At 66.9% G+C, this 23,610-nt stretch carries 35 protein-coding genes and 1 pseudogene; 1 reads left to right on the forward strand and 35 read right to left on the reverse strand.

The genetic code is table 11. The features are described 5' to 3' along the window. From TR49_RS41825 to secY, 8 genes and pseudogenes are all read right to left on the reverse strand, one after another. Positions 1-147, reverse strand: a pseudogene (locus TR49_RS41825) (DNA-directed RNA polymerase subunit alpha); the annotation flags it as partial. Between the two features lie 115 nt (positions 148-262). Further along, positions 263-670, reverse strand: coding sequence for a 30S ribosomal protein S11 (gene rpsK / locus TR49_RS29305; protein ID WP_042367634.1), 408 nt, complete (start codon positions 668-670; stop codon positions 263-265). A gap of 75 nt (positions 671-745) precedes the next feature. Further along, positions 746-1,126, reverse strand: a complete 381-nt coding sequence (rpsM, locus tag TR49_RS29310) for a 30S ribosomal protein S13 (protein WP_042386998.1) — start codon at positions 1,124-1,126, stop codon at positions 746-748. A 191-nt stretch (positions 1,127-1,317) separates the two neighbouring features. Next, on the reverse strand, positions 1,318-1,431 hold the full coding sequence (gene rpmJ / locus TR49_RS29315; protein ID WP_009740505.1) for a 50S ribosomal protein L36: 114 nt from the start codon (positions 1,429-1,431) through the stop codon (positions 1,318-1,320). Positions 1,432-1,464: 33 nt separating this feature from the next. Then, positions 1,465-1,686 (reverse strand): translation initiation factor IF-1, encoded by a 222-nt coding sequence (gene infA, locus TR49_RS29320; protein WP_003956442.1) that lies wholly within the window; start codon positions 1,684-1,686, stop codon positions 1,465-1,467. A gap of 180 nt (positions 1,687-1,866) precedes the next feature. After that, positions 1,867-2,700, reverse strand: a complete 834-nt coding sequence (gene map, locus TR49_RS29325) for a type I methionyl aminopeptidase (protein WP_042386999.1) — start codon at positions 2,698-2,700, stop codon at positions 1,867-1,869. A 111-nt stretch (positions 2,701-2,811) separates the two neighbouring features. Beyond that, entirely contained in the window at positions 2,812-3,471 is a 660-nt protein-coding gene (locus TR49_RS29330; RefSeq protein ID WP_042387000.1) for an adenylate kinase, read from the reverse strand. Then, positions 3,471-4,784 carry a preprotein translocase subunit SecY gene (gene secY, locus TR49_RS29335; RefSeq protein WP_042387001.1) on the reverse strand — a complete coding sequence of 438 codons (1,314 nt, stop codon included), beginning with the start codon at positions 4,782-4,784 and terminating at the stop codon, positions 3,471-3,473. The genes TR49_RS29330 and secY overlap by 1 nt, the downstream gene beginning before the upstream one ends. A 443-nt stretch (positions 4,785-5,227) precedes the next feature. Between secY and TR49_RS29340 the strand changes: the two genes are divergently transcribed. Beyond that, entirely contained in the window at positions 5,228-6,613 is a 1,386-nt protein-coding gene (locus TR49_RS29340) for a glycosyltransferase family 39 protein (protein WP_052434743.1), read from the forward strand. 67 nt (positions 6,614-6,680) lie between these two features. On the opposite strand, the gene rplO is transcribed toward TR49_RS29340, so the two are convergent. The 27 genes from rplO to TR49_RS40920 all read right to left on the reverse strand — a co-directional run bounded on the left by rplO (position 6,681) and on the right by TR49_RS40920 (position 23,515). Further along, entirely contained in the window at positions 6,681-7,136 is a 456-nt protein-coding gene (gene rplO, locus TR49_RS29345; RefSeq protein WP_042367651.1) for a 50S ribosomal protein L15, read from the reverse strand. Position 7,137: 1 nt separating this feature from the next. Next, positions 7,138-7,320, reverse strand: coding sequence for a 50S ribosomal protein L30 (gene rpmD, locus TR49_RS29350; RefSeq protein ID WP_042367653.1), 183 nt, complete (start codon positions 7,318-7,320; stop codon positions 7,138-7,140). Continuing rightward, the gene (gene rpsE / locus TR49_RS29355) at positions 7,320-7,946 is read right to left on the reverse strand and encodes a 30S ribosomal protein S5 (RefSeq protein ID WP_042387002.1); all 627 of its coding nucleotides are present in this window, start codon (positions 7,944-7,946) and stop codon (positions 7,320-7,322) included. The genes rpmD and rpsE overlap by 1 nt, the downstream gene beginning before the upstream one ends. A gap of 45 nt (positions 7,947-7,991) precedes the next feature. Further along, positions 7,992-8,375, reverse strand: coding sequence for a 50S ribosomal protein L18 (gene rplR, locus TR49_RS29360; protein ID WP_037605700.1), 384 nt, complete (start codon positions 8,373-8,375; stop codon positions 7,992-7,994). 3 nt (positions 8,376-8,378) lie between these two features. Continuing rightward, a complete protein-coding gene (gene rplF / locus TR49_RS29365) occupies positions 8,379-8,918 on the reverse strand; it encodes a 50S ribosomal protein L6 (protein ID WP_042387003.1) in 540 nt (179 codons plus the stop codon). Between the two features lie 23 nt (positions 8,919-8,941). Then, positions 8,942-9,349, reverse strand: a complete 408-nt coding sequence (gene rpsH, locus TR49_RS29370; RefSeq protein ID WP_042387004.1) for a 30S ribosomal protein S8 — start codon at positions 9,347-9,349, stop codon at positions 8,942-8,944. A 175-nt stretch (positions 9,350-9,524) separates the two neighbouring features. Next, the gene (locus tag TR49_RS29375; protein WP_037575347.1) at positions 9,525-9,710 is read right to left on the reverse strand and encodes a type Z 30S ribosomal protein S14; all 186 of its coding nucleotides are present in this window, start codon (positions 9,708-9,710) and stop codon (positions 9,525-9,527) included. 3 nt (positions 9,711-9,713) lie between these two features. Next, positions 9,714-10,283 carry a 50S ribosomal protein L5 gene (gene rplE / locus TR49_RS29380; RefSeq protein ID WP_042367665.1) on the reverse strand — a complete coding sequence of 190 codons (570 nt, stop codon included), beginning with the start codon at positions 10,281-10,283 and terminating at the stop codon, positions 9,714-9,716. After that, the gene (rplX, locus tag TR49_RS29385; RefSeq protein ID WP_042387080.1) at positions 10,283-10,606 is read right to left on the reverse strand and encodes a 50S ribosomal protein L24; all 324 of its coding nucleotides are present in this window, start codon (positions 10,604-10,606) and stop codon (positions 10,283-10,285) included. Before rplX ends, rplE begins: the two co-directional genes overlap by 1 nt. A gap of 12 nt (positions 10,607-10,618) precedes the next feature. Next, positions 10,619-10,990, reverse strand: a complete 372-nt coding sequence (gene rplN, locus TR49_RS29390; protein ID WP_042387006.1) for a 50S ribosomal protein L14 — start codon at positions 10,988-10,990, stop codon at positions 10,619-10,621. 117 nt (positions 10,991-11,107) lie between these two features. Continuing rightward, positions 11,108-11,380, reverse strand: a complete 273-nt coding sequence (gene rpsQ / locus TR49_RS29395; protein ID WP_042367669.1) for a 30S ribosomal protein S17 — start codon at positions 11,378-11,380, stop codon at positions 11,108-11,110. Continuing rightward, positions 11,380-11,604 (reverse strand): 50S ribosomal protein L29, encoded by a 225-nt coding sequence (gene rpmC, locus TR49_RS29400; protein WP_042367671.1) that lies wholly within the window; start codon positions 11,602-11,604, stop codon positions 11,380-11,382. The genes rpsQ and rpmC overlap by 1 nt, the downstream gene beginning before the upstream one ends. After that, the gene (gene rplP / locus TR49_RS29405) at positions 11,601-12,020 is read right to left on the reverse strand and encodes a 50S ribosomal protein L16 (protein ID WP_042367673.1); all 420 of its coding nucleotides are present in this window, start codon (positions 12,018-12,020) and stop codon (positions 11,601-11,603) included. The genes rpmC and rplP overlap by 4 nt, the downstream gene beginning before the upstream one ends. A gap of 2 nt (positions 12,021-12,022) precedes the next feature. After that, on the reverse strand, positions 12,023-12,850 hold the full coding sequence (gene rpsC, locus TR49_RS29410) for a 30S ribosomal protein S3 (RefSeq protein WP_042387007.1): 828 nt from the start codon (positions 12,848-12,850) through the stop codon (positions 12,023-12,025). Then, the gene (gene rplV / locus TR49_RS29415) at positions 12,850-13,197 is read right to left on the reverse strand and encodes a 50S ribosomal protein L22 (protein WP_042387082.1); all 348 of its coding nucleotides are present in this window, start codon (positions 13,195-13,197) and stop codon (positions 12,850-12,852) included. The genes rpsC and rplV overlap by 1 nt, the downstream gene beginning before the upstream one ends. Positions 13,198-13,243: 46 nt before the next feature. After that, the gene (gene rpsS / locus TR49_RS29420) at positions 13,244-13,525 is read right to left on the reverse strand and encodes a 30S ribosomal protein S19 (RefSeq protein WP_042367679.1); all 282 of its coding nucleotides are present in this window, start codon (positions 13,523-13,525) and stop codon (positions 13,244-13,246) included. 11 nt (positions 13,526-13,536) lie between these two features. Further along, a complete protein-coding gene (rplB, locus tag TR49_RS29425; RefSeq protein ID WP_042367681.1) occupies positions 13,537-14,373 on the reverse strand; it encodes a 50S ribosomal protein L2 in 837 nt (278 codons plus the stop codon). 41 nt (positions 14,374-14,414) lie between these two features. Beyond that, complete coding sequence (rplW, locus tag TR49_RS29430) at positions 14,415-14,732, reverse strand: 50S ribosomal protein L23 (protein ID WP_042367683.1); 318 nt, start codon at positions 14,730-14,732, stop codon at positions 14,415-14,417. Continuing rightward, complete coding sequence (rplD, locus tag TR49_RS29435) at positions 14,732-15,409, reverse strand: 50S ribosomal protein L4 (RefSeq protein ID WP_042387008.1); 678 nt, start codon at positions 15,407-15,409, stop codon at positions 14,732-14,734. The genes rplW and rplD overlap by 1 nt, the downstream gene beginning before the upstream one ends. Positions 15,410-15,413: 4 nt before the next feature. Continuing rightward, positions 15,414-16,058, reverse strand: coding sequence for a 50S ribosomal protein L3 (gene rplC / locus TR49_RS29440; protein WP_042387009.1), 645 nt, complete (start codon positions 16,056-16,058; stop codon positions 15,414-15,416). 16 nt (positions 16,059-16,074) lie between these two features. Further along, positions 16,075-16,383, reverse strand: a complete 309-nt coding sequence (rpsJ, locus tag TR49_RS29445) for a 30S ribosomal protein S10 (RefSeq protein ID WP_020549238.1) — start codon at positions 16,381-16,383, stop codon at positions 16,075-16,077. 478 nt (positions 16,384-16,861) lie between these two features. Then, a complete protein-coding gene (gene tuf / locus TR49_RS29450; protein WP_042387010.1) occupies positions 16,862-18,055 on the reverse strand; it encodes an elongation factor Tu in 1,194 nt (397 codons plus the stop codon). 182 nt (positions 18,056-18,237) lie between these two features. Continuing rightward, entirely contained in the window at positions 18,238-20,343 is a 2,106-nt protein-coding gene (gene fusA, locus TR49_RS29455) for an elongation factor G (protein ID WP_042387011.1), read from the reverse strand. A 42-nt stretch (positions 20,344-20,385) separates the two neighbouring features. Continuing rightward, on the reverse strand, positions 20,386-20,856 hold the full coding sequence (gene rpsG / locus TR49_RS29460; protein WP_037605734.1) for a 30S ribosomal protein S7: 471 nt from the start codon (positions 20,854-20,856) through the stop codon (positions 20,386-20,388). A gap of 3 nt (positions 20,857-20,859) precedes the next feature. After that, the gene (rpsL, locus tag TR49_RS29465; RefSeq protein WP_014144289.1) at positions 20,860-21,231 is read right to left on the reverse strand and encodes a 30S ribosomal protein S12; all 372 of its coding nucleotides are present in this window, start codon (positions 21,229-21,231) and stop codon (positions 20,860-20,862) included. A gap of 285 nt (positions 21,232-21,516) precedes the next feature. Further along, positions 21,517-22,065, reverse strand: coding sequence for a DUF1707 and DUF4190 domain-containing protein (locus TR49_RS29470; protein ID WP_236653578.1), 549 nt, complete (start codon positions 22,063-22,065; stop codon positions 21,517-21,519). A 124-nt stretch (positions 22,066-22,189) separates the two neighbouring features. Continuing rightward, positions 22,190-23,515: a DUF2637 domain-containing protein gene (locus TR49_RS40920; protein WP_042387013.1), complete on the reverse strand. Its 1,326-nt coding sequence runs from the start codon at positions 23,513-23,515 to the stop codon at positions 22,190-22,192. Between the last annotated feature and the right edge of the window lie 95 nt (positions 23,516-23,610).

Consider the following 23,610-nt stretch of genomic DNA (forward strand, 5'->3'; position numbering starts at 1 on the left):
GGCGCCGGGGATCGAGGACAGGAGGGTACGACGCAGGGAGTTGCCGAGGGTGTAGCCGAAGCCCGGCTCCAGCGGCTCGATGACGAACCGGGAGCGGAACTCGTCGACGACCTCTTCGGTCAGCGTGGGACGCTGAGCGATCAGCATGAGGTGAATCCTCCAGATAGATCTTCGGCACCCACTATTTGATGCCGACGAACAAAGGATACGGCCTCCGGATGAACCGGAGGCCGTATCGAGAGAGCTGTGCAGCTCCGAAGCGTCAGACGCGGCGACGCTTCGGCGGGCGGCAGCCGTTGTGCGGGACGGGGGTGACGTCCTGGATGGAGCCGACCTCCAGGCCGGTGGCCTGGATGGAGCGGATCGCGGTCTCACGACCGGAGCCCGGGCCCTTGACGAAGACGTCGACCTTGCGCATGCCGTGCTCCTGCGCACGACGCGCGGCGGCCTCGGCGGCCATCTGCGCGGCGAACGGGGTCGACTTGCGGGAGCCCTTGAAGCCGACGTGGCCCGAGGACGCCCAGGCGATCACGTTGCCGGACGGGTCGGTGATCGAAACGATCGTGTTGTTGAACGTGCTCTTGATGTGCGCGTGGCCGTGAGCGACGTTCTTCTTCTCCTTGCGGCGGATCTTCTTCGCGCCGGCAGCCTGACGGCCCTTGGGAGGCATGAGCTGATTTCTCCTGATGAGGTGGTCGGTCCGCTAGCCCAGCGGGCCGGATGGAAGTCCGGTTGAGGGGGCGGACTACTTCTTGCCCGGCTTCTTCTTGCCGGCAATCGCGCGACGCGGGCCCTTGCGGGTACGCGCGTTGGTGTGGGTGCGCTGACCGCGGACCGGCAGGCCGCGGCGGTGGCGCAGGCCCTCGTAGCAGCCGATCTCGACCTTGCGGCGGATGTCGGCGGCGACGGCACGGCGGAGGTCACCCTCGACCTCGAAGTTCGCGTCGACGAACTTCTGCAGCTTGACGAGGTCGTCCTCGGTGATGTCGCGGACGCGGACGTCCGGGTTCACACCGGTCTCGTCCAGCGCCTTCTTCGCGAGGGTGCGGCCGATGCCGTAGACGTAGGTGAGGGCGATCTCGATCCGCTTCTCGCGGGGGAGATCAACGCCACTGAGGCGTGCCATGGATCTGGCTCCTGTTGTTTCCTCGGAGGTCTGACGCGACGCCTACCCGTTCAGCTCCCGCTGATCGAGCCCCGGCCTCCGACCGGGGGTGGCAGTCCGTCCGTCGCAGTGTGCAACGAGCGGATCGGGCGTCCCGTTTCATGTTGTTTTTCGCGTCGCGCGAAGAGTTACGACCCGTACAGGGGGTGAAATCAGCCCTGGCGCTGCTTGTGGCGCAGGTTCTCGCAGATCACCATGACCCGGCCGTGACGGCGGATCACCTTGCACTTGTCGCAGATCTTCTTGACGCTCGGCTTGACCTTCATCTGACTGTCAATCTCCGGGTCTGGATCTGCTGGTTACTTGTACCGGTAGACGATGCGACCACGGGTCAGGTCGTACGGGCTGAGCTCGACGACGACCCGGTCGTCCGGGAGGATGCGGATGTAGTGCATGCGCATCTTGCCGCTGATGTGCGCGAGAACCTTGTGACCGTTCTGCAGCTCCACCTTGAACATCGCATTCGGCAGAGACTCGATCACGGTGCCCTCGATCTCGATGGCGCCTTGCTTCTTGGCCATAATCCTGCGGAATTCGCCTTCCGGAATCGACTACCGTAGTCGGCACTCACGCAGGGACCTCGGACAGGTCCACCCTCAGCCCCGTACGGGCGAGGACATGCGGAAGCAAGCTACGAGTGAGCCGACACAGCAGTCTACGTCAGTGGGCAAGTGAACGCGAAATCAACCCAGCGGCTGTGCTCAACCCAAAGGATCCGGCGCCACGGTCACGCCGAGCTCGGCGAGCTTCGCCTTGCCGCCGTCGAAGGCGGTGAGCACGAACGGGCCCTCCTCCGTCAGCGCGACGGAGTGCTCCCAGTGGGAGGACCAGGTGCCGTCGTTGCTGATGACCGTCCACTCGTCCTCGAGCACGTGGGTCTTCGGGGTGCCGAGGGTGATCATCGGCTCGATGGCGATGCAGAAGCCCGGCACCAGCTTCATGCCGCGGCCGCGACGGCGGTCGACGTAGTTCAGCAGGTGCGGGTCCATGTGCATGGCGGAGCCGATGCCGTGGCCGCCGTAGTCCTCGACGATGCCGTACTTGCCGCGGGGCGGCAGCGGCTGGCGGCGGATGAACGACTCGATGCCGCGGCTGATGTCGGAGAGCCGGTTGTTCTTCTTCACCTGGGCGATGCCGGCCCACATCGAGCCCTCGGTGGTGGCGCTGAGCGCCTGCAGCTCCGGCCCGTGGCCGCCGCCGACGAAGACGGTGACGGCCGCGTCACCGTGCCAGCCGTCGACGATCGCGCCGCAGTCGATGGAGATGATGTCGCCGTCGTTCAGCACCCGGTCGCCGGGGATGCCGTGGACGACCTCCTCGTTGACGGAGGCGCAGATCACACCGGTGAAGCCGTGGTAGCCGAGGAAGTTGGACTTGGCGCCGTGGCCCTCGATGACCTTCTTGGCGATGGCGTCGAGCTCACCCGTGGTGACGCCGGGGACGGCCGCCTCGCTCGCCGCCTTCAGCGCCTCGGCCACGATCAGCCCGGCCTCCCGCATCTTCGCGATCTGCTCGGGCGTCTTGATCTCAACCATGCACTCTTCCCGCTCTCCTCAACCAAGGGCCGCACAAGACAACTGCGGCCGTGACATCCCTCAAGGGTGTCACGGCCGCAGCCCAGGCATGAAACTGCCCAGAGTGGAAACTCAGTCGTTCGCGTTCTCCCGCAGCGCGGCGATCGCGCGCTCGGTGACCTCGTCGACCTTGCCGAGGGCCGAGATCGTGGTGACCAGGCCCTGCTTGGCGTAGTACTCGATGATCGGCTCGGTCTCCGTGTGGTAGACCTCCAGCCGGGTGCGGACGGTCTCCTCGCTGTCGTCCGAGCGCTGGTAGAGCTCGCCACCGCACTCGTCGCAGACGCCCTCGGCCGCCGGCGGGTTGTACAGCACGTGGAAGATGTGGCCGCTGTCGTTGCGGCACAGGCGGCGGCCGGCGATGCGCCGGACCACCTCGTCCTCGGGAACCTCCAGGTCCAGCACGCCGTCGAGGGCGATGCCGAACTCCGTGAGGATCTCGTCCAGCGCGATGGCCTGCGCGGTGTTGCGCGGGAAGCCGTCCAGCAGGAATCCGTTGTCGGAGTCGTCGTGCTGGAGGCGGTCCCTCACCATCGCGATGGTGACCTCGTCGGGTACCAGCTTGCCCGTGTCCATGATGCTCTTCGCCAGGCGACCGAGCTCGGTGCCCTGCGAGATGTTGGCGCGGAACAAGTCGCCGGTGGACACGTGCGGGATGGACAGGGTCTTGGCCAGCAGCGCGGCCTGAGTACCCTTCCCGGCCCCCGGGGGTCCGACGAGGACGATACGCATCAGCGGAGGAACCCTTCGTAGTTGCGCTGCTGGAGCTGGCTCTCGATCTGCTTCACAGTTTCAAGGCCGACACCCACAACGATGAGGATGCTCGTGCCGCCGAACGGGAAGTTCTGCGACGCCGAGAACAGCCCGAGTGCGATCAGGGGCACCAGGGCGATGATGCCCAGGTAGAGCGAGCCCGGCCAGGTGATCCTGGTCAGCACATAGTTCAGGTATTCCGCCGTCGGGCGGCCGGCCCGGATGCCCGGGATGAACCCACCATACTTCTTCATGTTGTCGGCCACTTCTTCGGGGTTGAAGGAGATGGCCACATAGAAGAAGGCAAAGAAGACAATCAGGACGAAGTACAGAATCATGTAGAGCGCGCTGTCACTGTTCTTCGCCAGGTTCTGCTCGATCCACTGGCCCCAGCCCTTCGAGGTGGAGCCGCTGAGCTGCACGACCAGCGCCGGGATGTAGAGCAGCGAGCTCGCGAAGATGACAGGGATCACACCCGCCTGGTTCACCTTGAGCGGGATGTACGTCGACGTACCGCCGTAGGCGCGGCGACCGATCATGCGCTTCGCGTACTGGACCGGAATGCGGCGCTGGGCCTGCTCGACGAAGACCACCAGGCCGACCATGCACAGACCCATCGCGATGACGATGAAGAAGGTCAGCCAGCCCTTGCTCGCCTTGATGCTCCACAGCTGCGACGGGAACTGCGCCGCGACCGAGGTGAAGATGAGGATCGACATGCCGTTGCCGATGCCGCGGTCGGTGACGAGCTCACCGAGCCACATGATGACGGTGGTGCCGGCGGTCATCGTGATGACCATGGTGGCCACGGTGAAGACCGACTGGTTCGGGACGACGGTGCTGCCCGAGCAGGCGCTGCCGAAGAGCGCGCCGTTCTGGGCGGTCGCGGAGATCGCGGTCGCCTGGAGGATCGCGAGGGCGATGGTCAGGTAACGCGTGTACTGCGTGATCTTCGCCTGACCGGCCTGGCCCTCCTTCTTGAGGGCGTCGAGGCGCGGAATCACGACGGTCAGCAGCTGCAGGATGATGCTCGACGTGATGTACGGCATGATCCCGAGCGCGAAGACGGTGATCTGCAGCAGCGCGCCGCCGGAGAACAGGTTCACCAGGCCGAGCAGCTGGTTGCCGCCGCCCTTGTTCATGTTCGTGAGGCACTGCTGCACGCCCGCGTAGTTCACGCCCGGCACAGGGATGTGCGCGCCCATCCGGAACACGACCATGATGCCCAGCGTGAACAGCAGCTTCTTGCGCAGGTCGGGCGTCTTGAACGCCCGGGCGAACGCGGTGAGCACGGGGCCTCCTGCTGCTCCCGGCCGACTGCGGCGGGGAGGGACGGTGGATCAGGGGGGCGCCGTCTGGGTGGTACTGCCGGGTTGCGGCTTGTACCGAGACGGGGGGCCAACCTACAAGTGGACTCCACGGACTCTAACAGCCAGTGGCCGCGTGAAAGAAGCACGGAACCCAGGCGGGGTAGGACCAGTTCCTCTGCTGACGACCTTTGCACAAGACCGAACGAGGCACTTGTCCGTTCTGTCCACCGTCTGTCCACCCGCCCGGTGCTCCTTAGGAGTAATTGAGTCGTGAATTGCCCATGAACAGCGCCTCGAGGCCCACGTCGGCGCATCCCGGACTGGTAGACAGGACTCCATCCGGGGGACGCCCAATCGAACGACCGAGGCTTTCTTTGCTGCTCCGCGCGCTCCGACGCACGCCCGTATGGCTTCCTCCCGCCGTATTGGCGCTCCTGCTCGGTTTCCGGCATCTCGGGCGCCCGCTGCTCTGGCGTGACGAACTCGCCACCTGGAGCGCGACCAGCCGCAGCCTCGGACAGTTGTGGGGTCTGCTGGGCAACGTCGACGCCGTCTCCGGCGCCTACTACGTCTTCCTGCACGGCTGGACGGCGGTGTTCGGCGACTCCGCCGTGGCCCTGCGCACGCCCAGCGTGCTGGCCGTCGGCCTCACCGCGGGCCTCACGGCGGCGCTCGGCAAGCGCCTGTTCGGTGCACGGGCCGGCCTGTGGGCGGGCCTGCTCTTCGCCCTGGTCCCGGCAGTCCTGCGGTACGCCCAGGAGGCGCGGTCCTACGGCATGGTCACGGCGGCCGCGGTGCTGGCCACCTGGCAGCTGGTGCGCATCCTCGACTGCAAGCCGGACTGGTCGCGGCGCAGGATGCGCCTGGAATGGCTCGGCTACGCGGGCGCGCTCGTCCTGACCGGCCTGCTGCACCTCGTCGCCCTGGCGGTGCTCACCTCCCACCTGTGGCTCGTGCGGACGCGCCGCCGCCGCGCCTGGCGCGGCCTGCTGGCCGCGACGGTGCTGGCGCTGGCCCTGCTGGCGCCCCTGCTGCTCGCGGGCCGCGCGGAGTCGGGGCGGCAGATCAGCTGGATCCAGAGGCCGAACCTGCTGGCCTTCCCCGGCATGATCCACGACCTCACCTTCGCGTGGCCGGTCAGCATCGCGCTGCTGGTGCTGGCGCTGGTCGCCTGCACGACCCGGGACGGCCTGCGCTACCTGCCGGTGCCGTTCCTGCCGATCGTGGCCGTCTGGATCGCCTCCCAGGGGTCCAACTCCTACTGGGTGGAGCGCTACCTGCTCTTCACGGTCCCCCTGTGGACCGTCCTGGCCGGCGCGGGCGCCGAGCGCCTCCTGCGAGCCCGCTGGACCGCCCCGGCCGCGGTCGTCGTGGTCGCCGCGCTCGCCTTCACCGGCCTGCGGCAGCAGAGCGGTCTGTGGGGCCACACCGGCACGGACTGGCGCGACGCCGCCCGCACCATCGCCGCCGGGTACCGGCCGGGCGACGCGATGGTCCCGGAACGGGGCGGCGCGTCGGTCTACATGCTCGACCTGGGCCTCGACTACTACCTCCCGGCGAAGGCGCACCCGAAGGACCTCTTCCTCGCGCGGACGGCCGTCGCCCGCGACGACCTGGTGCCCACCGAGTGCGCCGACCCGGCGGCCTGCCTCGACGGCGCTCCGCGGGTCTGGGTCGTCACCTTCGGCCACACCCACGACCCGCTCGCCGGTCTCCCCCGGTCCCAGCAGGACGCCCTGCGCGCGCACTACACGGTCCTCAAGACGGACCACGTGAAGGGCCTGACGGTCGGCCTGCTGGTACAGGACTGACACAGGGAAAAGCATCGGGCCCGGCTCCCCCCGAAGGGGAAGCCGGGCCCGAGTGTCAGCGACGAGCTCAGATGAGCTCGGTCACCGTGCCGCCGGCGGCGGTGATCTTCTCGGCGGCGGAGCCGGAGACGGCGTCCACCGACACCTGCAGCGCCACGGAGATCTCGCCGGTGCCGAGCACCTTGACGAGCGCGTTCTTACGAACCGCACCCTTCGCGACCAGGTCCTCGACCGTGACCTCGCCACCCTGCGGGTAGAGCGCGGCCAGCTTGTCGAGGTTCACGACCTGGAACTCGACGCGGAACGGGTTCTTGAAGCCCTTCAGCTTCGGCAGACGCATGTGGAGGGGCATCTGCCCACCCTCGAAGCGCTGCGGAACCTGGTAACGGGCCTTGGTGCCCTTGGTACCACGACCAGCGGTCTTACCCTTGGACGCCTCACCACGACCGACACGGGTCTTGGCGGTCTTGGCACCCGGGGCGGGACGCAGGTTGTGGATCTTCAGCGGGTTCTGCTCCGCCATCTCAGTCCACCTCCTCGACCGTGACGAGGTGGCGGACGGTCTGGGCCATCCCGCGGATCTCGGGACGGTCCTCCTTCACGACCACGTCGTGCATGCGCTTGAGACCAAGCGAACGCAGGGTGTCACGGTGGTTCTGCTTGCTACCGATGTAGGACTTGACCTGGGTGATCTTCAGGCGAGCCATTACGCAGCCCCCTGCCCAGCAGCCCGGGCGCGCAGCAGCGCGGCCGGAGCAACGTCCTCCAGCGGCAGACCACGACGGGCGGCGATCTCCTCGGGGCGCGAAAGGCCCTTCAGCGCGGCCACGGTCGCGTGGACGATGTTGATCGCGTTGTCGGAGCCCAGGGACTTCGACAGGATGTCGTGAACGCCGGCGCACTCGAGCACGGCACGCACCGGACCACCGGCGATAACGCCGGTACCCGGGGAAGCCGGCTTGAGCAGGACGACGCCCGCGGCCTTCTCACCCTGGATGGGGTGAGGGATGGTGCCCTGGATACGGGGGACCTTGAAGAAGTGCTTCTTGGCCTCCTCCACACCCTTGGCGATGGCGGCCGGCACCTCCTTGGCCTTGCCGTAACCGACACCCACGGTGCCCTCGCCATCGCCCACCACGACCAGCGCGGTGAAGGAGAAGCGACGACCACCCTTGACAACCTTGGCGACACGGTTGATCGCTACGACGCGCTCGACGTAGGCGGTCTTCTCGACGGCAGCGCCGCCGTCACGACCGTCACGCTTACGGTCACGCCGCTCGCCACCGCCGGTGCCGCCGCCGGCGCCGCTGCCGCGGCGCTGGGGTCCAGCCATTGGATTACCTCTCTCGTTTACGTCCGTCAGCCTGTGGCCAGCGGGTCAGAAGTCCAGACCGGCCTCACGGGCGGCGTCCGCCAGGGCCGCGATGCGGCCGGCGTACTGGTTGCCCGCGCGGTCGAAGACGACCTGCTCGATACCGGCAGCCTTGGCGCGCTCGGCGACCAGGGCTCCGACCTTCTTGGCCTGCTCGGTCTTGTCAGCCTCGTTGCCCTTGATGGACACGTCGAGGGTGGACGCCGAAGCCAGGGTGTGGCCCGCGAGGTCGTCGATCACCTGCGCCACGATGTGGCGGTTGGACCGGGAGACCACGAGGCGCGGACGAACCGGAGTACCGGAGACGCGCTTGCGGACGCGGATGGCGCGGCGCTTGCGGGCGGCGGCCTTGTAGCCGTTGCCCTTGCCGATCTTCACACCGACAGTCATGGGTTACTTACCACTCTTTCCGACCTTGCGGCGGATGACCTCGCCCGCGTACTTCACGCCCTTGGCCTTGTACGGGTCGGGCTTGCGCAGCTTGCGGATCTTCGCGGCGACCTCGCCGACCTTCTGCTTGTCGATGCCGTCCACGTGGAACTTGGTCGGCGACTCGACCACGAAGGAGATGCCCTCCGGGGCCGGGACCAGGATCGGGTGGCTGTAGCCGAGGGAGAACTCCATGTCGGAGCCCTTCGCCGCGACGCGGTAACCAACACCGCTGATCTCGAGCGACTTGCGGTAGCCCGCGGTCACGCCGGTGATCATGTTCGCCACCAGCGTGCGGGTCAGGCCGTGCAGGGCCTTCGACATGCGCTCGTCGTTCGGGCGGGAGACGACGAGAGTGCCGTCCTCAGCCTTCGCGATCTCGATCGGCGCGGCGACGGAGTGGGTGAGGGAGCCCTTGGGGCCCTTCACCGAGACCGTCCGGCCATCGATGGTGACGTCCACGCCGGCGGGAACCGGGATGGGCAGCCGTCCAATGCGAGACATTGCTGTACCTCCGTTTCCCTTAGTTACCAGACGTAGGCGAGGACTTCCCCACCCACGCCCTTCTTGGCAGCCTGCTGGCCGGTGAGCAGACCCTGCGACGTGGAGATGATCGCCACGCCCAGGCCGCCGAGCACCTTCGGCATAGCGGTGGACTTGGTGTAGACCCGCAGACCCGGCTTCGAGATCCGCTTGATGCCCGCGATCGAGCGCTCACGGTTCGGGCCGAACTTGAGGTCGATGGTCAGCTTCTTGCCGACCTCGCCCTCGCTCGGGTCCTCGACCTTCCAGGAGGTGATGTAACCCTCCTGCTTGAGGATCTCAGCGATGTGAGTCTTGATCTTCGAGTGGGGCATCACGACGGAGTCGTGGTAGGCCGAGTTCGCGTTTCGCAGACGCGTCAGCATGTCTGCGATCGGGTCGGTCATGGTCATGATGGCCTGTGGCCTCTCTCACCGTGGTTTCCGCGCGCCTCGTTTGCGTAAAGGGGCACGGGACCTGCGGTGTAGTAAGACGAATTCGGGGCAGCACGGGCCCCGACCTCCAAAGGTTACAGGAGGCCGGGAGCCCGGCTGTTCCGAGGTTGCTTACCTCAAAGCTTCTGGAGGATTACCAGGAGCTCTTGGTCACGCCCGGCAGCTCGCCGCGGTGCGCCATCTCACGAAGGCAGACACGGCAGAGGCCGAACTTGCGGTACACGGAGTGCGGACGGCCGCAGCGCTGGCACCGGGTGTAGCCCCGGACGCCGAACTTCGGCTTGCGCTCCGCCTTGGCGATCAGCGCCTTCTTCGCCATGGGTCAGCTCTCCTTGAACGGGAAGCCGAGAGCCCGCAGCAGTGCCCGGCCCTCGTCGTCGGTCTGGGCGGTGGTCACCACGGTGATGTCCATACCACGGGTGCGGTCGACCTTGTCGGGGTCGATCTCGTGGAACATGACCTGCTCGGTCAGACCGAAGGTGTAGTTGCCCTTGCCGTCGAACTGCTTCGGCGACAGACCACGGAAGTCGCGGATACGCGGGAGCGCCAGCGAGATCAGGCGGTCCAGGAACTCCCACATGCGGTCACCACGAAGGGTGACGTGGGCGCCGATCGGCTGACCCTCACGCAGCTTGAACTGCGCGATGCTCTTGCGAGCCTTGGTCACGGTCGGCTTCTGGCCGGTGATCGCGGTGAGGTCCTTGACCGCACCGTCGATCAGCTTCGAGTCGCGGGCGGCGTCGCCCACACCCATGTTGACCACGACCTTGACCAGGCCGGGGATCAGCATGACGTTCTCGTAAGCAAACTGCTCGTTCAGCTGACCCTTGATCTCGGAGCGGTAGCGCTCCTTGAGACGGGGGCTGACCTTCGGGGTCGAGGTGTCGGTCATCAGATGTCCTCACCGGTGCGCTTGGCAACGCGGATCTTGTTGCCCTGCTCGTCGAATCGGTAGCCGACGCGGGTGACGACCTTCTTGCCGTCCTTCTCCACAACGAGCTGAACGTTGCTCACGTGGATCGGGGCCTCGACGGTCACGATGCCGCCGGCCTTCGAGCCGTTCGCGGTGGGCGTGGCCTTGGTGTGCTTCTTGACCCGGTTGACACCCTCGACGAGGACCTTGGACTCCGTCGGGAAGGCCTGGATGACCTTGCCCTGCTTGCCCTTGTCCTTGCCGGTGATGACCTGGACCAGGTCACCCTTCTTGATCTTCATGCCTGCCATCGGTTACAGCACCTCCGGCGCAAGCGAGATGATCTTCATGAACTTCTTCTCGCGCAGCTCACGGCCGACGGGGCCGAAGATGCGGGTGCCACGGGGGTCACCCTCGGTGTTCTTGAGGATGACGGCGGCGTTCTCGTCGAACCGGATGTAGGAACCGTCCGGACGACGGCGCTCCTTCACGGTCCGGACGACGACGGCCTTGACCACGTCACCCTTCTTCACGTTGCCACCGGGGATCGCGTCCTTGACGGTCGCCACGATGACGTCGCCGATACCCGCGTAGCGCCGGCCGGAGCCACCGAGAACGCGGATGCAAAGGATCTCCTTCGCGCCCGTGTTGTCGGCGACACGCAGTCGCGACTCCTGCTGGATCACGTCTTTCTCCTGATCGTCAACGATCGGGACCGGGCCCGCCGCTGCTCACCCGAGCACCCCTGACCCCTTTTCAGGGGCGGGGCCTCGGGCACATACGACGGCACCCAATCGCGTTCGTTACTTGGCCTTCTCGAGGATCTCGACGACGCGCCAGCGCTTCGTCGCGGACAGCGGACGGGTCTCCATGAGGAGAACACGGTCGCCGACACCGCAGGCGTTGGCCTCGTCGTGCGCCTTCAGCTTGTTGGTACGGCGGATGACCTTGCCGTACAGCGCGTGCTTGACGCGGTCCTCGACGGCGACGACGACGGTCTTGTCCATCTTGTCGCTGACGACGAGACCCTCACGGGTCTTGCGGAAACCGCGCGTCTCGTTGGTGTTCTCAGTCATCAGGCGTCCTTCACCGTGTCGATGCCCAGCTCGCGCTCGCGCATCAGGGTGTAGATCCGCGCGATGTCCTTCTTGACGAGCTTGAGCCGCCCGTGGTTGTCGAGCTGCCCGGTCGCCGCCTGGAAGCGGAGGTTGAACAGCTCCTCCTTGCGCTCACGCAGCTGCGCAACGAGACCCTCGTTGTCCAGCTCACGGAGCTCAGCAGCCTTGGTGCCGGCCATCAGCTCTCACCTGCCTCGCGCCGGACGATCCGGCACTTCATCGGGAGCTTGTGAGCCGCGCGCGTCAGCGCCTCACGAGCCATCTTCTCGTTCGGGTAGGACAGCTCGAACATGACCCGACCCGGGTGCACGTTGGCGATCCACCACTCCGGCGAACCCTTACCGGAACCCATGCGGGTCTCGGCAGGCTTCTTCGTCAGCGGACGGTCCGGGTAGATGTTGATCCACACCTTGCCGCCACGCTTGATGTGACGCGTGATGGAGATACGAGCGGACTCGATCTGCCGGTTCGTCACATACGCCGGGGTGACGGCCTGCAGGCCCCACTCGCCGAACGTAACCTCGGTACCGCCCTTGGCCGCACCACGACGCTTGGGGTGGTGCTGCTTGCGGTGCTTGACCCTGCGAGGGATCAGCATGGTCAGGCCTCCGTAGTGGTCTCAGCCGCAGCGGGAGCCTCGGTCGCCGCGGGAGCGGCGGCCTCGGTGTTCTGCTGCTGCGGACGGCGGCCACGGCCGCCGGCGGGACGGTCGCCGCCCCGACGGGGGCGCTCGCCCGGGCCACCCGCACGCGGCGGACGGTTCCCGGCCTTGGCAGCGGCGTTGTCGGCGCGGACCTCGGCGATGTTCTTGACATCACCCTTGTAGATCCACACCTTCACGCCGATGCGACCGAAGGTGGTCTTGGCCTCGAAGAAGCCGTAGTCCACGTTGGCGCGGAGCGTGTGCAGCGGCACACGACCCTCGCGGTAGAACTCGCTGCGGGACATCTCAGCGCCGCCCAGACGGCCGGAGCACTGGATCTTGATGCCCTTGGCACCGGACTTCATCGTGCCCTGCATGCTCTTACGCATGGCGCGACGGAAGGAGACGCGGGAGGACAGCTGCTCCGCGACGCCCTGAGCCACGAGCTGGGCGTCCAGCTCGGGGTTCTTGACCTCGAGGATGTTCAGCTGGACCTGCTTGCCGGTCAGCTTCTCGAGGTCGCCGCGGATGCGGTCGGCCTCGGTGCCGCGGCGGCCGATGACGATGCCCGGGCGGGCGGTGTGGATGTCCACCCGCACGCGGTCACGGGTGCGCTCGATCTCAACCTTCGAGATACCGGCGCGCTCCATGCCGGACGTCATCATGCGACGGATCGCGACGTCTTCCTTGACGTAGTCCTTGTACAGCTTGTCGGCGTACCAGCGGGACTTGAAGTCCGTGGTGATGCCGAGGCGGAACCCGTGCGGGTTAACCTTCTGGCCCATTACCGGGTCCCTTCCTTCGACGCGACGACCACGGTGATGTGGCTCGTCCGCTTGCGGATCCGGTACGCGCGGCCCTGGGCCCGCGGACGGAAACGCTTGAGGGTCGGGCCCTCGTCGACGAACGCCTCAGCGATGTAGAGGCTGTCGACGTCGTTGTGGTTGTAGTTGTGCGCGGCGTTCGCAACGGCGCTGTTGAGCACCTTGAGAACGGGCACCGAAGCGGCCTGCGGAGCGAATCGCAGGACCGCCTGGGCCTCCGTGGCATTCATGCCACGGACAAGGTCCACCACGCGGCGGGCCTTCATGGGCGTCACGCGGATGTACCGCGCCTGAGCCCTGGCTTCCATGGTTGTCCCCTTGATGGTGTTGGTCATCGTGTCTTCGCTTCGCAGGTCAGCGACGCTTGGACTTGCGGTCGTCCTTGACGTGACCCTTGAACGTGCGGGTCGGCGCGAACTCGCCGAGCTTGTGGCCGACCATCGACTCGGTGACGAACACCGGGATGTGCTTGCGGCCGTCGTGCACCGCGAGGGTGTGCCCCAGCATCGCCGGAACGATCATGGAGCGACGGGACCAGGTCTTGATGACGTTCTGGGTACCGGCCTCGTTCTGACTGTCCACCTTCTTCATCAGGTGGTCGTCGACGAAGGGACCCTTCTTGAGACTGCGCGGCATCGAGACTGCTCCTAGCGCTTCTTGTTCGTCTTGCGGCGGCGGACGATCAGCTTGTCGCTCGCCTTCTTCGGCTTGCGAGTGCGACCCTCCTTCTGGCCCCACGGCGAAACCGGGTGGCGACCACCGGAGGTCTTACCCTCACCACCACCGTGCGGGTGGTCGATCGGGTTCATGGCGACACCACGCACGGTCGGGCGGACGCCCTTCCAGCGCATACGGCCGGCCTTACCCCAGTTGATGTTGGACTGCTCGGCGTTGCCGACCTCGCCAACGGTCGCCCGGCAGCGCGCGTCGACGAGGCGGACCTCGCCCGACGGCATGCGCAGGTGGGCGTAGACGCCCTCACGCGCGAGCAGCTGGATGCTGGAACCGGCGGAGCGGGCCAGCTTGGCGCCGCCGCCCGGACGCAGCTCCACCGCGTGGATGACGGTACCCACGGGGATGTTGCGCAGCGGGAGGTTGTTGCCCGGCTTGATGTCGGCGTTGGGGCCGGCCTCAACCCGGTCGCCCTGGCCGAGCTTGGCCGGAGCGATGATGTAGCGCTTCTCGCCGTCTGCGTAGTGCAGCAGCGCGATGCGCGCGGTGCGGTTCGGGTCGTACTCGATGTGCGCGACCTTGGCCGGGACGCCGTCCTTGTCGTGACGACGGAAGTCGATCACACGGTACGCGCGCTTGTGGCCGCCACCCTGGTGGCGAACGGTCACGCGACCGGTGTTGTTGCGACCGCCCTTGCTGTGCAGCGGGCGGACCAGCGACTTCTCCGGCTCGGACCGCGTGATCTCGACAAAGTCGGCAACGCTGGAGCCGCGACGGCCCGGCGTTGTCGGCTTGTACTTGCGGATGCCCATGGCTTCTTCTGTCCTTAACCGTTACGGGATTCCCTGGCGCCTCAGGCGGCCGGGGCGTTCCCGAAGATGTCGATGCTGCCCTCTGCCAGCGTCACGATGGCGCGCTTGGTGTCCTTGCGCTTGCCGAAACCGGTGCGGGAGCGCTTGCGCTTGCCCTTGCGGTTGATCGTGTTCACGTTGGCGACCTTGACCGAGAAGACCGCCTCGACGGCCTGCTTGATCTGCGTCTTGTTGGCGTCCGGCGACACGATGAACGTGTACTTCGACTCGTCGAGGAGCGCGTAGCTCTTCTCGGAGATGACCGGCTTGATCAGGACGTCACGGGGGTCCGTGTACGTCTTGCTCGTGATCTCGCTCATCAGGCGGCGCTCCCATCGAGCTCGCCCTCAGCAGCGACAGCCTTGGCGGACGCGACCGGACCGGCCACGAAACGCTCGAAGGCGGCCTGGGTGAAGACCACGTCGTCGGAGACGAGCACGTCGTAGGTGTTCAGCTGACCGGCGTCCAGGATGTGCACGGTCGGCAGGTTGCGGGCGCTGAGGAGCGACAGCTCGTCGTCACGCTCGACGACCAGCAGGACGTTCTTGCGCTCGCTGATCTTGCCGAGCAGCGTGCGGGCAGCCTTGGTGGACGGCGCCTCGGTCGCGGTCACGCCGGTGACGACGTGGATGCGAGCGTTGCGGGCCCGGTCGGTCAGGGCGCCACGCAGAGCGGCGGCCTTCATCTTCTTCGGGGTCCGCTGCGAGTAGTCACGCGGCACGGGACCGTGCACGACGCCACCACCGGCGAACTGCGGCGCACGGGTCGAACCCTGGCGGGCGCGGCCGGTGCCCTTCTGGCGGTACGGCTTCTTGCCGCCACCACGGACCTCGCCGCGGCTCTTCGCCTTGTGCGTGCCCTGACGAGCAGCGGCGAGCTGAGCGACGACCACCTGGTGCATCAGCGGAACGCTGACCTTGGCGTCGAAGATCTCAGCCGGCAGCTCGACGGTGCCGACGGTCTCACCCGCGGGGGAGAGAACGTTGATGGTGCTCATTACTTCAGGCCCCCTTCGCCGCAGTGCGGACCAGGACGAGGCCGCCGTTCGGACCGGGGACGGCGCCCTTGATGAGCAGCAGACCCTTCTCCGCGTCAACGGCGTGGACGGTCAGGTTCTGCGTGGTGACACGCTCGTGGCCCATACGGCCGGCCATCTTCAGACCCTTGAAGACGCGACCCGGGGTGGCGCAGCCACCGATGGAGCCGGGCGAGCGGTGCTTGCGCTGCACGCCGTGGCCGGCGCCGAGGCCCTTGAAGTTGTGACGCTTCATGACACCGGCGAAGCCCTTGCCCTTGCTGGTGCCGGTCACGTCGACGCGGGCACCGGCCTCGAACACCTCAGCGGTGATCTCCTGGCCGAGGGTGTACTCGGAGGCGTCGGTCGTGCGCAGCTCGACCAGGTGGCGGCGCGGGGTCACGCCGGCCTTGGCGAAGTGACCCGCGAGGGGCTTGTTCACCTTGCGCGGGTCGATGTCGCCGAAGCCGATCTGCACGGCGTCGTAGCCGGTGCCATCGGCGGTGTGGACCTGGGTCACGACGTTCGGGCCGGCCTTGACGACGGTCACCGGGACGATGCGGTTGTTCTCGTCCCAGACCTGCGTCATGCCGAGCTTCTCGCCCAGGATGCCCTTGATCTGCTTAGCCATTCTCAGCTCACGCCCCTCAGAGCTTGATCTCGATGTCGACACCGGCCGGCAGGTCGAGTCGCATCAGAGAGTCAACGGTCTTGGGCGTCGGGTCGAGGATGTCGATCAGGCGCTTGTGCGTGCGCATCTCGAAGTGCTCGCGCGAGTCCTTGTACTTGTGCGGCGAGCGGATGACGCAGTACACGTTCTTCTCAGTGGGCAGCGGCACCGGGCCCGCGACCTGCGCACCAGTACGCGTCACCGTCTCGACGATCTTCTTCGCCGAGGAGTCGATGACCTCGTGGTCGTAGGCCTTGAGCCGGATGCGGATCTTCTGTCCCGCCATGGCTACTTCGTAGTCCTTCTGTCTCTGCTGCCTCTACGCCTGCGGGCTCCGGGTGGAACCCTCAGGGGCGTTTCGCCGACCCACGCGGTCGGGCGTGTCGTACTCGCCTTCGCAATGAAGCCTTGGCGGAAACACCGGATCGGCGCCTTTGCCTACGCTTCCCGAAAGATTCCCGTACTTTCGCGCCGCAGCTGCCGCGTCTCGTCCAGACGTGCTGGATCACAGACAAACGGCCATCACGGGCACGACGAGTACTGTGGGACTCGCTTTCGGTCCTCCGACCCCAGCCACCGACCCAAGGGGCCGGAGCAAAGCGGAGGCGCGCAACATCGGCGCTCAACCGAGCAACTTGACTAGTGTGCCATACCGGACAGCGCGGACGCCAATCAAGCCGACGCACGTGACCGGCGCGACATGCGGAAACCCCCCACCGGTAAACCGGTGGGGGGTTTCTGACGCTAGATCAGCGAGATGTCAATTACTTGACGATCTTGGTGACCTGGCCGGCGCCGACGGTACGGCCACCCTCACGGATGGCGAACTTCAGGCCCTCCTCCATGGCGACCGGCTGGATCAGCGCGACCGTCATGGCGGTGTTGTCGCCCGGCATGACCATCTCGGTGCCCTCGGGGAGGGTCACGACGCCGGTCACGTCCGTGGTACGGAAGTAGAACTGCGGGCGGTAGTTGTTGAAGAACGGGGTGTGGCGGCCACCCTCGTCCTTCGACAGGATGTAGGCCTGGGCCTCGAAGTCGGTGTGCGGCGTGACCGAACCCGGCTTGATGATGACCTGGCCGCGCTCGACGTCCTCGCGCTTGATGCCACGGAGCAGCAGACCGACGTTCTCACCGGCCTGGCCCTCGTCGAGCAGCTTGCGGAACATCTCGATGCCCGTGACCGTGGTGGTGGTCTTGGTGGTCTTGATGCCGATGATGTCGACGGTCTCGTTGACCTTCAGGACACCACGCTCGATACGACCGGTGACGACGGTGCCACGACCGGTGATCGTGAAGACGTCCTCGATCGGCATCAGGAACGGCTTGTCGACGTCACGCTCGGGGGTCGGGATGGCCTCGTCGACCGCGTGCATCAGGCCGAGGAGCTTGTCGCCCCACTCCTTGTCGCCCTCCAGCGCCTTCAGCGCGGAGACGCGGACGACCGGGAGGTCGTCGCCCGGGAACTCGTACTCGGAGAGCAGCTCGCGGACCTCGAGCTCGACGAGCTCCAGGATCTCCTCGTCGTCCACCATGTCGGCCTTGTTCAGGGCGACGACGATGTAGGGGACGCCGACCTGGCGGGCCAGGAGGACGTGCTCCTTGGTCTGCGGCATCGGGCCGTCGGTGGCGGCCACGACCAGGATCGCGCCGTCCATCTGGGCGGCACCGGTGATCATGTTCTTGATGTAGTCCGCGTGACCCGGGCAGTCGACGTGGGCGTAGTGACGCGCCTCGGTCTGGTACTCGACGTGCGCGATGGAGATGGTGATACCGCGCTGACGCTCCTCCGGCGCCTTGTCGATCTGGTCGAACGGCGTGAAGGGGTTGATCTCCGGGTACGCGTCGTGCAGCACCTTGGTGATCGCGGCAGTCAGGGTCGTCTTGCCGTGGTCAATGTGACCGATGGTGCCGATGTTGACGTGCGGCTTGACTCGCTCGAACTTGGCCTTAGCCACTTTGGGGTCCTCCTGAGGACAGTTTCTGTACGCCGTTCGACGTCAGGTGGTCTGGGGTGGGGGGCCGAAGGAGCCCGGGGTCCACACATCACGTGCATCACGCGACGTCACGTGGACCCCAGGACCACCTCCGTACAGCCTATGCGAGGTTTCGCACCGGGAAATCCCGGTATGCGAGGTACTTACTCGCCCTTGGCCTTTGCCACGATCTCTTCCGCCACGTTCTTGGGAACCTCGGCGTACGAGTCGAACTGCATGGAGTAGCTGGCGCGACCCGAGGTCTTGCTGCGCAGGTCGCCGACGTAGCCGAACATCTCGGACAGCGGGACGAGCGCCTTGACGACGCGGGCGCCGGAACGCTCGTCCATGGCCTGGATCTGGCCACGGCGCGAGTTGATGTCGCCGATGACGTCGCCCATGTAGTCCTCGGGCGTGGTGACCTCAACGGCCATCATCGGCTCGAGCAGCACGGGGGACGCCTTGCGAGCACCCTCCTTGAACGCCATCGAACCGGCGATCTTGAACGCGAGCTCGGAGGAGTCGACGTCGTGCGACGCACCGTCCAGCAGCGTCACGCGGACGCCCTGGAGCGGGTAGCCGGCGAGGATGCCGAACTCCATGGCCTCCTGCGCACCGGCGTCGACCGAGGGGATGTACTCACGAGGCACGCGACCACCGGTGACGGCGTTCACGAACTCGTAGCCCTCGCCGGACTCCAGCGGCTCGATCGCGATCTGGACCTTGGCGAACTGACCGGAGCCACCCGTCTGCTTCTTGTGGGTGTAGTCAATGCGCTCGACGGCCTTGCGGATCGTCTCGCGGTACGCGACCTGCGGCTTGCCGACGTTGGCCTCGACCTTGAACTCACGCTTCATACGGTCGACCAGCACCTCGAGGTGCAGCTCGCCCATACCCGCGATGATGGTCTGGCCGGTCTCCTCGTCCGTGTTGACCTGGAAGGAGGGGTCCTCCTCCGCGAGACGCTGGATGGCGACACCCAGCTTCTCCTGGTCACCCTTGGACTTGGGCTCGATGGCGACGCGGATGACCGGGGCCGGGAAGTCCATGGACTCCAGGATCACCTGGTTCTTGTCGTCGCTCAGCGTCTCACCGGTGGTGGTCTGCTTCAGGCCCATGACGGCGACGATGTCGCCGGCGCCCACCGAGTCGATCTCCTCACGCTTGTTCGCGTGCATGCGGTAGATCTTGCCGATGCGCTCCTTCTTGCCCTTGACCGAGTTGAGCACCTGGGTGCCCGCCTCGAGGCGGCCGGAGTACACGCGGACGAAGGTGAGCTTGCCCAGGTGCGGGTCAGACATGATCTTGAACGCCAGCGCGGCCAGCGGCTCGTCGTCCGACGCCTTGCGGGTGATCTCGACCGACTCGTCGCCCGGCTTGTGACCGATGATGGACTCGACGTCCAGCGGCGACGGCAGGTACTTCACGACCGCGTCGAGCAGGGGCTGGACGCCCTTGTTCTTGAACGCGGTGCCGCAGAAGACCGGGGTGAAGTTGCTGGCGAGCGTGCCGCGGCGGATGCCGGCGATGAGCTGCTCCTCGGTGGGCTCCTGGCCCTCGAGGAAGAGCTCCATCAGCTCGTCGTCGCCCTCGGCGGAGGTCTCGAGCAGCTTGGCCCGGTACTCCTCGGCGAGCTCGGTGTGCGAGGCCGGGATGTCGACGGTGTCGTACATCTCGCCCTTGGTCGCCTCGGCGGACCAGACCAGGGCCTTCATCTTCACCAGGTCGACGACACCGGTGAAGTCGGACTCGGCACCGATCGGCAGCTGCATGACCAGCGGGGTGGCGCCCAGGCGGTCGACGATGGAGTCGACACAGCGGAAGAACTCCGCGCCGGTGCGGTCCAGCTTGTTCACGAAGCAGATGCGCGGGACGCCGTAACGGTCGGCCTGACGCCACACCGTCTCGGACTGCGGCTCGACACCGGCCACACCGTCGAACACCGTCACGGCGCCGTCGAGCACGCGGAGCGAACGCTCCACCTCGACGGTGAAGTCGACGTGACCCGGGGTGTCGATGATGTTGATGGTGTTGTCGACGCCGTCGACGGTCCAGTGACAGGTCGTCGCGGCCGACGTGATCGTGATGCCGCGCTCCTGCTCCTGCTCCATCCAGTCCATCGTGGCAGCGCCGTCGTGGACCTCACCGATCTTGTAAGACACACCGGTGTAGAACAGGATGCGCTCGGTCGTGGTGGTCTTGCCCGCGTCGATGTGGGCCATGATCCCGATGTTGCGGGTCCTGGCCAGGTCAAGGGAGGTTGCAGCCATGGTGGCTCGTTCTCTCTCTGTCTTTGAGTGACGGGGTTCGGACTACCAGCGGTAGTGCGCGAAGGCCTTGTTGGACTCGGCCATCTTGTGGGTGTCCTCACGACGCTTCACGGAGGCACCCAGACCGTTGCTGGCGTCCAGGATCTCGTTGAGGAGACGCTCGGTCATGGTCTTCTCGCGACGGGCGCGGGAGTAACCGACCAGCCAGCGCAGGGCCAGCGTGTTGGCGCGGCCCGGCTTGACCTCGACCGGCACCTGGTAGGTGGCGCCACCGACACGGCGGGACTTGACCTCGAGAGTCGGCTTGACGTTCTCCAGGGCGCGCTTGAGCGCGACCACCGGGTCGTTGCCGGTCTTCTCGCGGACGCCCTCGAGGGCGCCGTACACGATGCGCTCGGCGGTGGAGCGCTTGCCGTGCAGGAGGATCTTGTTGACGAGCTGGGTCACCACAGGGGAGCCGTAAACCGGGTCGATGATGACCGGGCGCTTCGGGGCAGGGCCCTTACGAGGCATTTTTTACTTCTCCTTCTTGGCGCCGTAGCGGCTGCGGGCCTGCTTGCGGTTCTTGACACCCTGGGTGTCAAGGGAGCCGCGGATGATCTTGTAACGCACACCCGGCAGGTCCTTCACACGACCGCCACGCACGAGCACGATGGAGTGCTCCTGCAGGTTGTGACCCTCACCCGGAATGTAAGCGGTGACCTCGATCCCGCTGGTGAGGCGCACACGCGCGACCTTACGAAGAGCCGAGTTCGGCTTCTTCGGGGTGGTCGTGTACACACGCGTGCAGACGCCGCGGCGCTGGGGCGAACCCTTCAGTGCGGGCGTCTTGTTCTTCTCGACCTTGTCCTGCCGGCCCTTTCGGACCAGCTGCTGGATCGTAGGCACCGTATCTCCGATTCTCTGTGCCAAGGCTGGTGAAACTAACCTGGTGCGTCTCACCGACTCCCGACCCACGCGGTCGGGTGTGTCGGACTCCCTGCACATGCCCCAGCTGGCTTAGAGCTCGGATGTGTGGTAGCGCGGTATCCCATGCGCGGCGGCCGATGTGCACGCACGCGCGAGAGACCCGGGGACACCCCAGGCACAAGGTCAGAGCGTACCTAGCGCAAGGGCCCCGGTCAAAACAAATGGATGTGGGCGCAATGTACGGCTGTCAAGTCGGCAGGCAGCCTAGCCGTGACGAATCGCGAGAAGGAAGAAGAAAGTCCACAGGACCGTGCCCAGGCTGCCGAGGATGATGCCGGCCGTGGCCATGCCGTCCCCCTCCTCGTCCCGCGTGCGCAGCTGGTTCTTGGCGACGATGCCGCAGATCAGCGCGGGCAGGCCGGTCGCCCCGACACTGACCAGCTGAGCCAGGCCGAGCAGCAGCGACGCTATCGCGGCGCCGTTGGTGCGCCGACGGACCGGAGGCCAGTTCGGCGGGATGTAGCCGTACGGCGGCAGCGACTGCGGCGGCGGCATCGCCGCGAAGGCCGGCGGGGGCGACATCATCGGCGTGGGCATCGGCCCGACCGGCAGGTCCTGCACCAGCAGCCCGAGCTGCCCGTAGGTCTGCGCGAACTGGGCGCGCTCGGAGCGGTCGTGGTACTCGTCGGTGCTGAGCCGACCCTCGGCGAAGGCGGCCTTCAACACGTCCACGGTCCGCTCGCGGTCCGCCTGGGACGCGCGCATCGCGGACTGCGGGACGACAGGGCGCTGCCACGGATTCCCCGGTGGCATCGGCTGCATCATCGACACTGCGACCTCCCCGCTCGCCTGCTCTCCCCATATTGCAAGACGAGCGGGGATCCCGCATGGTGCCGCGCTTCTGTGGCCATTGCTGTCACGAGCTTGTGACAGAAGCTCAGGAGCTGGTCTCGACCCTCTCCGCATACCGCTTGCCGAGCTCCGCCCAGTGACGGTCCAGCAGGGCGGGCGACACCTGGACGCCGTACTCGGCGGCCAGGTACTCGCTCAGCTGCCCCGGGTCCGGTTCCTGGTTGTAGGTCCCCATGAACGAGGTGAGCGCCTCGAAGTACAGGTCGAGCGGCTCCTCGCCCTCGCGCTGCGGCGCGAACCAGGCCTCCGGGCCCGGCGGCGGGTACGGCGGCTGCTGGTTCGGCAGCCAGCCGATACCGCGGGTCGACGGGTCGGCCGCGGCGGCCTCCTGGTCCTCCCCCACGGCCTGTCCGGTCTGGTCCGGGACGTTGAGCAGGCGCCGGTGACGGTTGCGGACCACGGTCTGCAGCGTGTTGACCACCAGCGGGTCCACGGAGGGCTGCGACTCGGCCTGGGGCTGCACGGGCGGCTGGGGCTGCTGAGGCTGCACGGGCTGCTGGGCCTGCTGGGGCTGGGGTTGCTGAGACTGCGGCTGCGCGTACGGCCGAACGGGTGAGCCGTACGCCTCCGGCTGCTCCGCCTGCTGGGGCTGGTCCACCGGCTGCGGATGCGGTGCGGTGTGCGGCGCCGGGGCCTCCAGCGCGGGGGCCGCGATCGGCTCGACCTCCTGGAAGTCCCGGTGGCCGCGGACCACGTCCAGGTCGAGCGGGACCCCGTAACGAGCCAGCTTGAGCGGCAGCAGCAGCTCCAGCGGGGCCCGGTAGCGCCAGCCACGGCCGTACTGGGCGCGCAGGTGCGTCCGGTAGACGAGGCGGTTCTGCTCCAGACGGATGACCTCGTCGTACGAGCGCAGCTCCCACAGCTTCATCCGCCGCCAGAGCACGAAGGTCGGCAGCGGGGCGAGGATCCAGCGGAACAGCCGGACCGACTCCATGTAGCGGTCGGCGGTGATGTCGGCGATCCGGCCGACGGCGTGCCGCGCCGCCTCGACGACGACGATGAAGAGCAGCGGGATGATCGCGTGCATCCCCATCGCAAGCGGGTCGCCGACGGAGGAGGCCGCGTTGAAGACGATGGTGCCGACGGTCAGCGTCCAGGCCGCCTGCCGCAGCAGTGGGAACGGGATGCGCAGCCAGGTGAGCACCAGGTCGAGCGCCAGCAGCACGGCGATGCCGACGTCGACGCCGATCGGGAACACGTAGGCGAAGAGTCCGAAGCCCTTGCGTGTGGCAAGCACGCGGACAGCGGAGTAGGAGCCTGCGAAACCGATGCCGGCGATGACGAACGCGCCGGCGGCCACCACACCGATGAGGGTGCGGTGGGTCTTGGTTATCACGGGGCGGTCGGCCATGGGGCGTGCTCGCTTCGTGTTGTCGCTGGGGGCCTTTGAGGGGAGACAGCTTGCCATACCGGTGTGCCGGACTGGTGATCGCGTGGGGTCCGATC

The organism is Streptacidiphilus melanogenes, assembly GCF_000787835.1.
Taxonomy (GTDB): domain Bacteria; phylum Actinomycetota; class Actinomycetes; order Streptomycetales; family Streptomycetaceae; genus Streptacidiphilus; species Streptacidiphilus melanogenes.

Coding starts and splice junctions, on each gene's coding strand:
- rpsK (WP_042367634.1), bottom strand. CDS start 670: ATGCCTCCCAAGGGCCGTCAGGCTGCCGGCGCGAAGAAGATCCGCCGC.
- rpsM (WP_042386998.1), bottom strand. CDS start 1,126: ATGGCACGCCTCAGTGGCGTTGATCTCCCCCGCGAGAAGCGGATCGAG.
- rpmJ (WP_009740505.1), bottom strand. CDS start 1,431: ATGAAGGTCAAGCCGAGCGTCAAGAAGATCTGCGACAAGTGCAAGGTG.
- infA (WP_003956442.1), bottom strand. CDS start 1,686: ATGGCCAAGAAGCAAGGCGCCATCGAGATCGAGGGCACCGTGATCGAG.
- map (WP_042386999.1), bottom strand. CDS start 2,700: ATGGTTGAGATCAAGACGCCCGAGCAGATCGCGAAGATGCGGGAGGCC.
- TR49_RS29330 (WP_042387000.1), bottom strand. CDS start 3,471: ATGCGTATCGTCCTCGTCGGACCCCCGGGGGCCGGGAAGGGTACTCAG.
- rplO (WP_042367651.1), bottom strand. CDS start 7,136: ATGGCGGAGCAGAACCCGCTGAAGATCCACAACCTGCGTCCCGCCCCG.
- rpmD (WP_042367653.1), bottom strand. CDS start 7,320: ATGGCTCGCCTGAAGATCACCCAGGTCAAGTCCTACATCGGTAGCAAG.
- rpsE (WP_042387002.1), bottom strand. CDS start 7,946: ATGGCTGGACCCCAGCGCCGCGGCAGCGGCGCCGGCGGCGGCACCGGC.
- rplR (WP_037605700.1), bottom strand. CDS start 8,375: ATGACTGTCGGTGTGAAGATCGGCAAGGGCAACGGCTACAAGGCCGCC.
- rplF (WP_042387003.1), bottom strand. CDS start 8,918: ATGTCTCGCATTGGACGGCTGCCCATCCCGGTTCCCGCCGGCGTGGAC.
- rpsH (WP_042387004.1), bottom strand. CDS start 9,349: ATGACCATGACCGACCCGATCGCAGACATGCTGACGCGTCTGCGAAAC.
- TR49_RS29375 (WP_037575347.1), bottom strand. CDS start 9,710: ATGGCGAAGAAGGCGCTGATCGCCAAGGCGGAGCGCAAGCCGAAGTTC.
- rplE (WP_042367665.1), bottom strand. CDS start 10,283: ATGACCGACACCTCGACCCCGAAGGTCAGCCCCCGTCTCAAGGAGCGC.
- rplX (WP_042387080.1), bottom strand. CDS start 10,606: ATGAAGATCAAGAAGGGTGACCTGGTCCAGGTCATCACCGGCAAGGAC.
- rpsQ (WP_042367669.1), bottom strand. CDS start 11,380: ATGACTGAGAACACCAACGAGACGCGCGGTTTCCGCAAGACCCGTGAG.
- rplP (WP_042367673.1), bottom strand. CDS start 12,020: ATGCTGATCCCTCGCAGGGTCAAGCACCGCAAGCAGCACCACCCCAAG.
- rpsC (WP_042387007.1), bottom strand. CDS start 12,850: ATGGGCCAGAAGGTTAACCCGCACGGGTTCCGCCTCGGCATCACCACG.
- rplV (WP_042387082.1), bottom strand. CDS start 13,197: ATGGAAGCCAGGGCTCAGGCGCGGTACATCCGCGTGACGCCCATGAAG.
- rpsS (WP_042367679.1), bottom strand. CDS start 13,525: ATGCCGCGCAGTCTCAAGAAGGGTCCCTTCGTCGACGACCACCTGATG.
- rplB (WP_042367681.1), bottom strand. CDS start 14,373: ATGGGCATCCGCAAGTACAAGCCGACAACGCCGGGCCGTCGCGGCTCC.
- rplW (WP_042367683.1), bottom strand. CDS start 14,732: ATGAGCGAGATCACGAGCAAGACGTACACGGACCCCCGTGACGTCCTG.
- rplD (WP_042387008.1), bottom strand. CDS start 15,409: ATGAGCACCATCAACGTTCTCTCCCCCGCGGGTGAGACCGTCGGCACC.
- rplC (WP_042387009.1), bottom strand. CDS start 16,058: ATGGCTAAGCAGATCAAGGGCATCCTGGGCGAGAAGCTCGGCATGACG.
- rpsJ (WP_020549238.1), bottom strand. CDS start 16,383: ATGGCGGGACAGAAGATCCGCATCCGGCTCAAGGCCTACGACCACGAG.
- fusA (WP_042387011.1), bottom strand. CDS start 20,343: ATGGCTGCAACCTCCCTTGACCTGGCCAGGACCCGCAACATCGGGATC.
- rpsG (WP_037605734.1), bottom strand. CDS start 20,856: ATGCCTCGTAAGGGCCCTGCCCCGAAGCGCCCGGTCATCATCGACCCG.
- TR49_RS29470 (WP_236653578.1), bottom strand. CDS start 22,065: ATGCCACCGGGGAATCCGTGGCAGCGCCCTGTCGTCCCGCAGTCCGCG.
- TR49_RS40920 (WP_042387013.1), bottom strand. CDS start 23,515: ATGGCCGACCGCCCCGTGATAACCAAGACCCACCGCACCCTCATCGGT.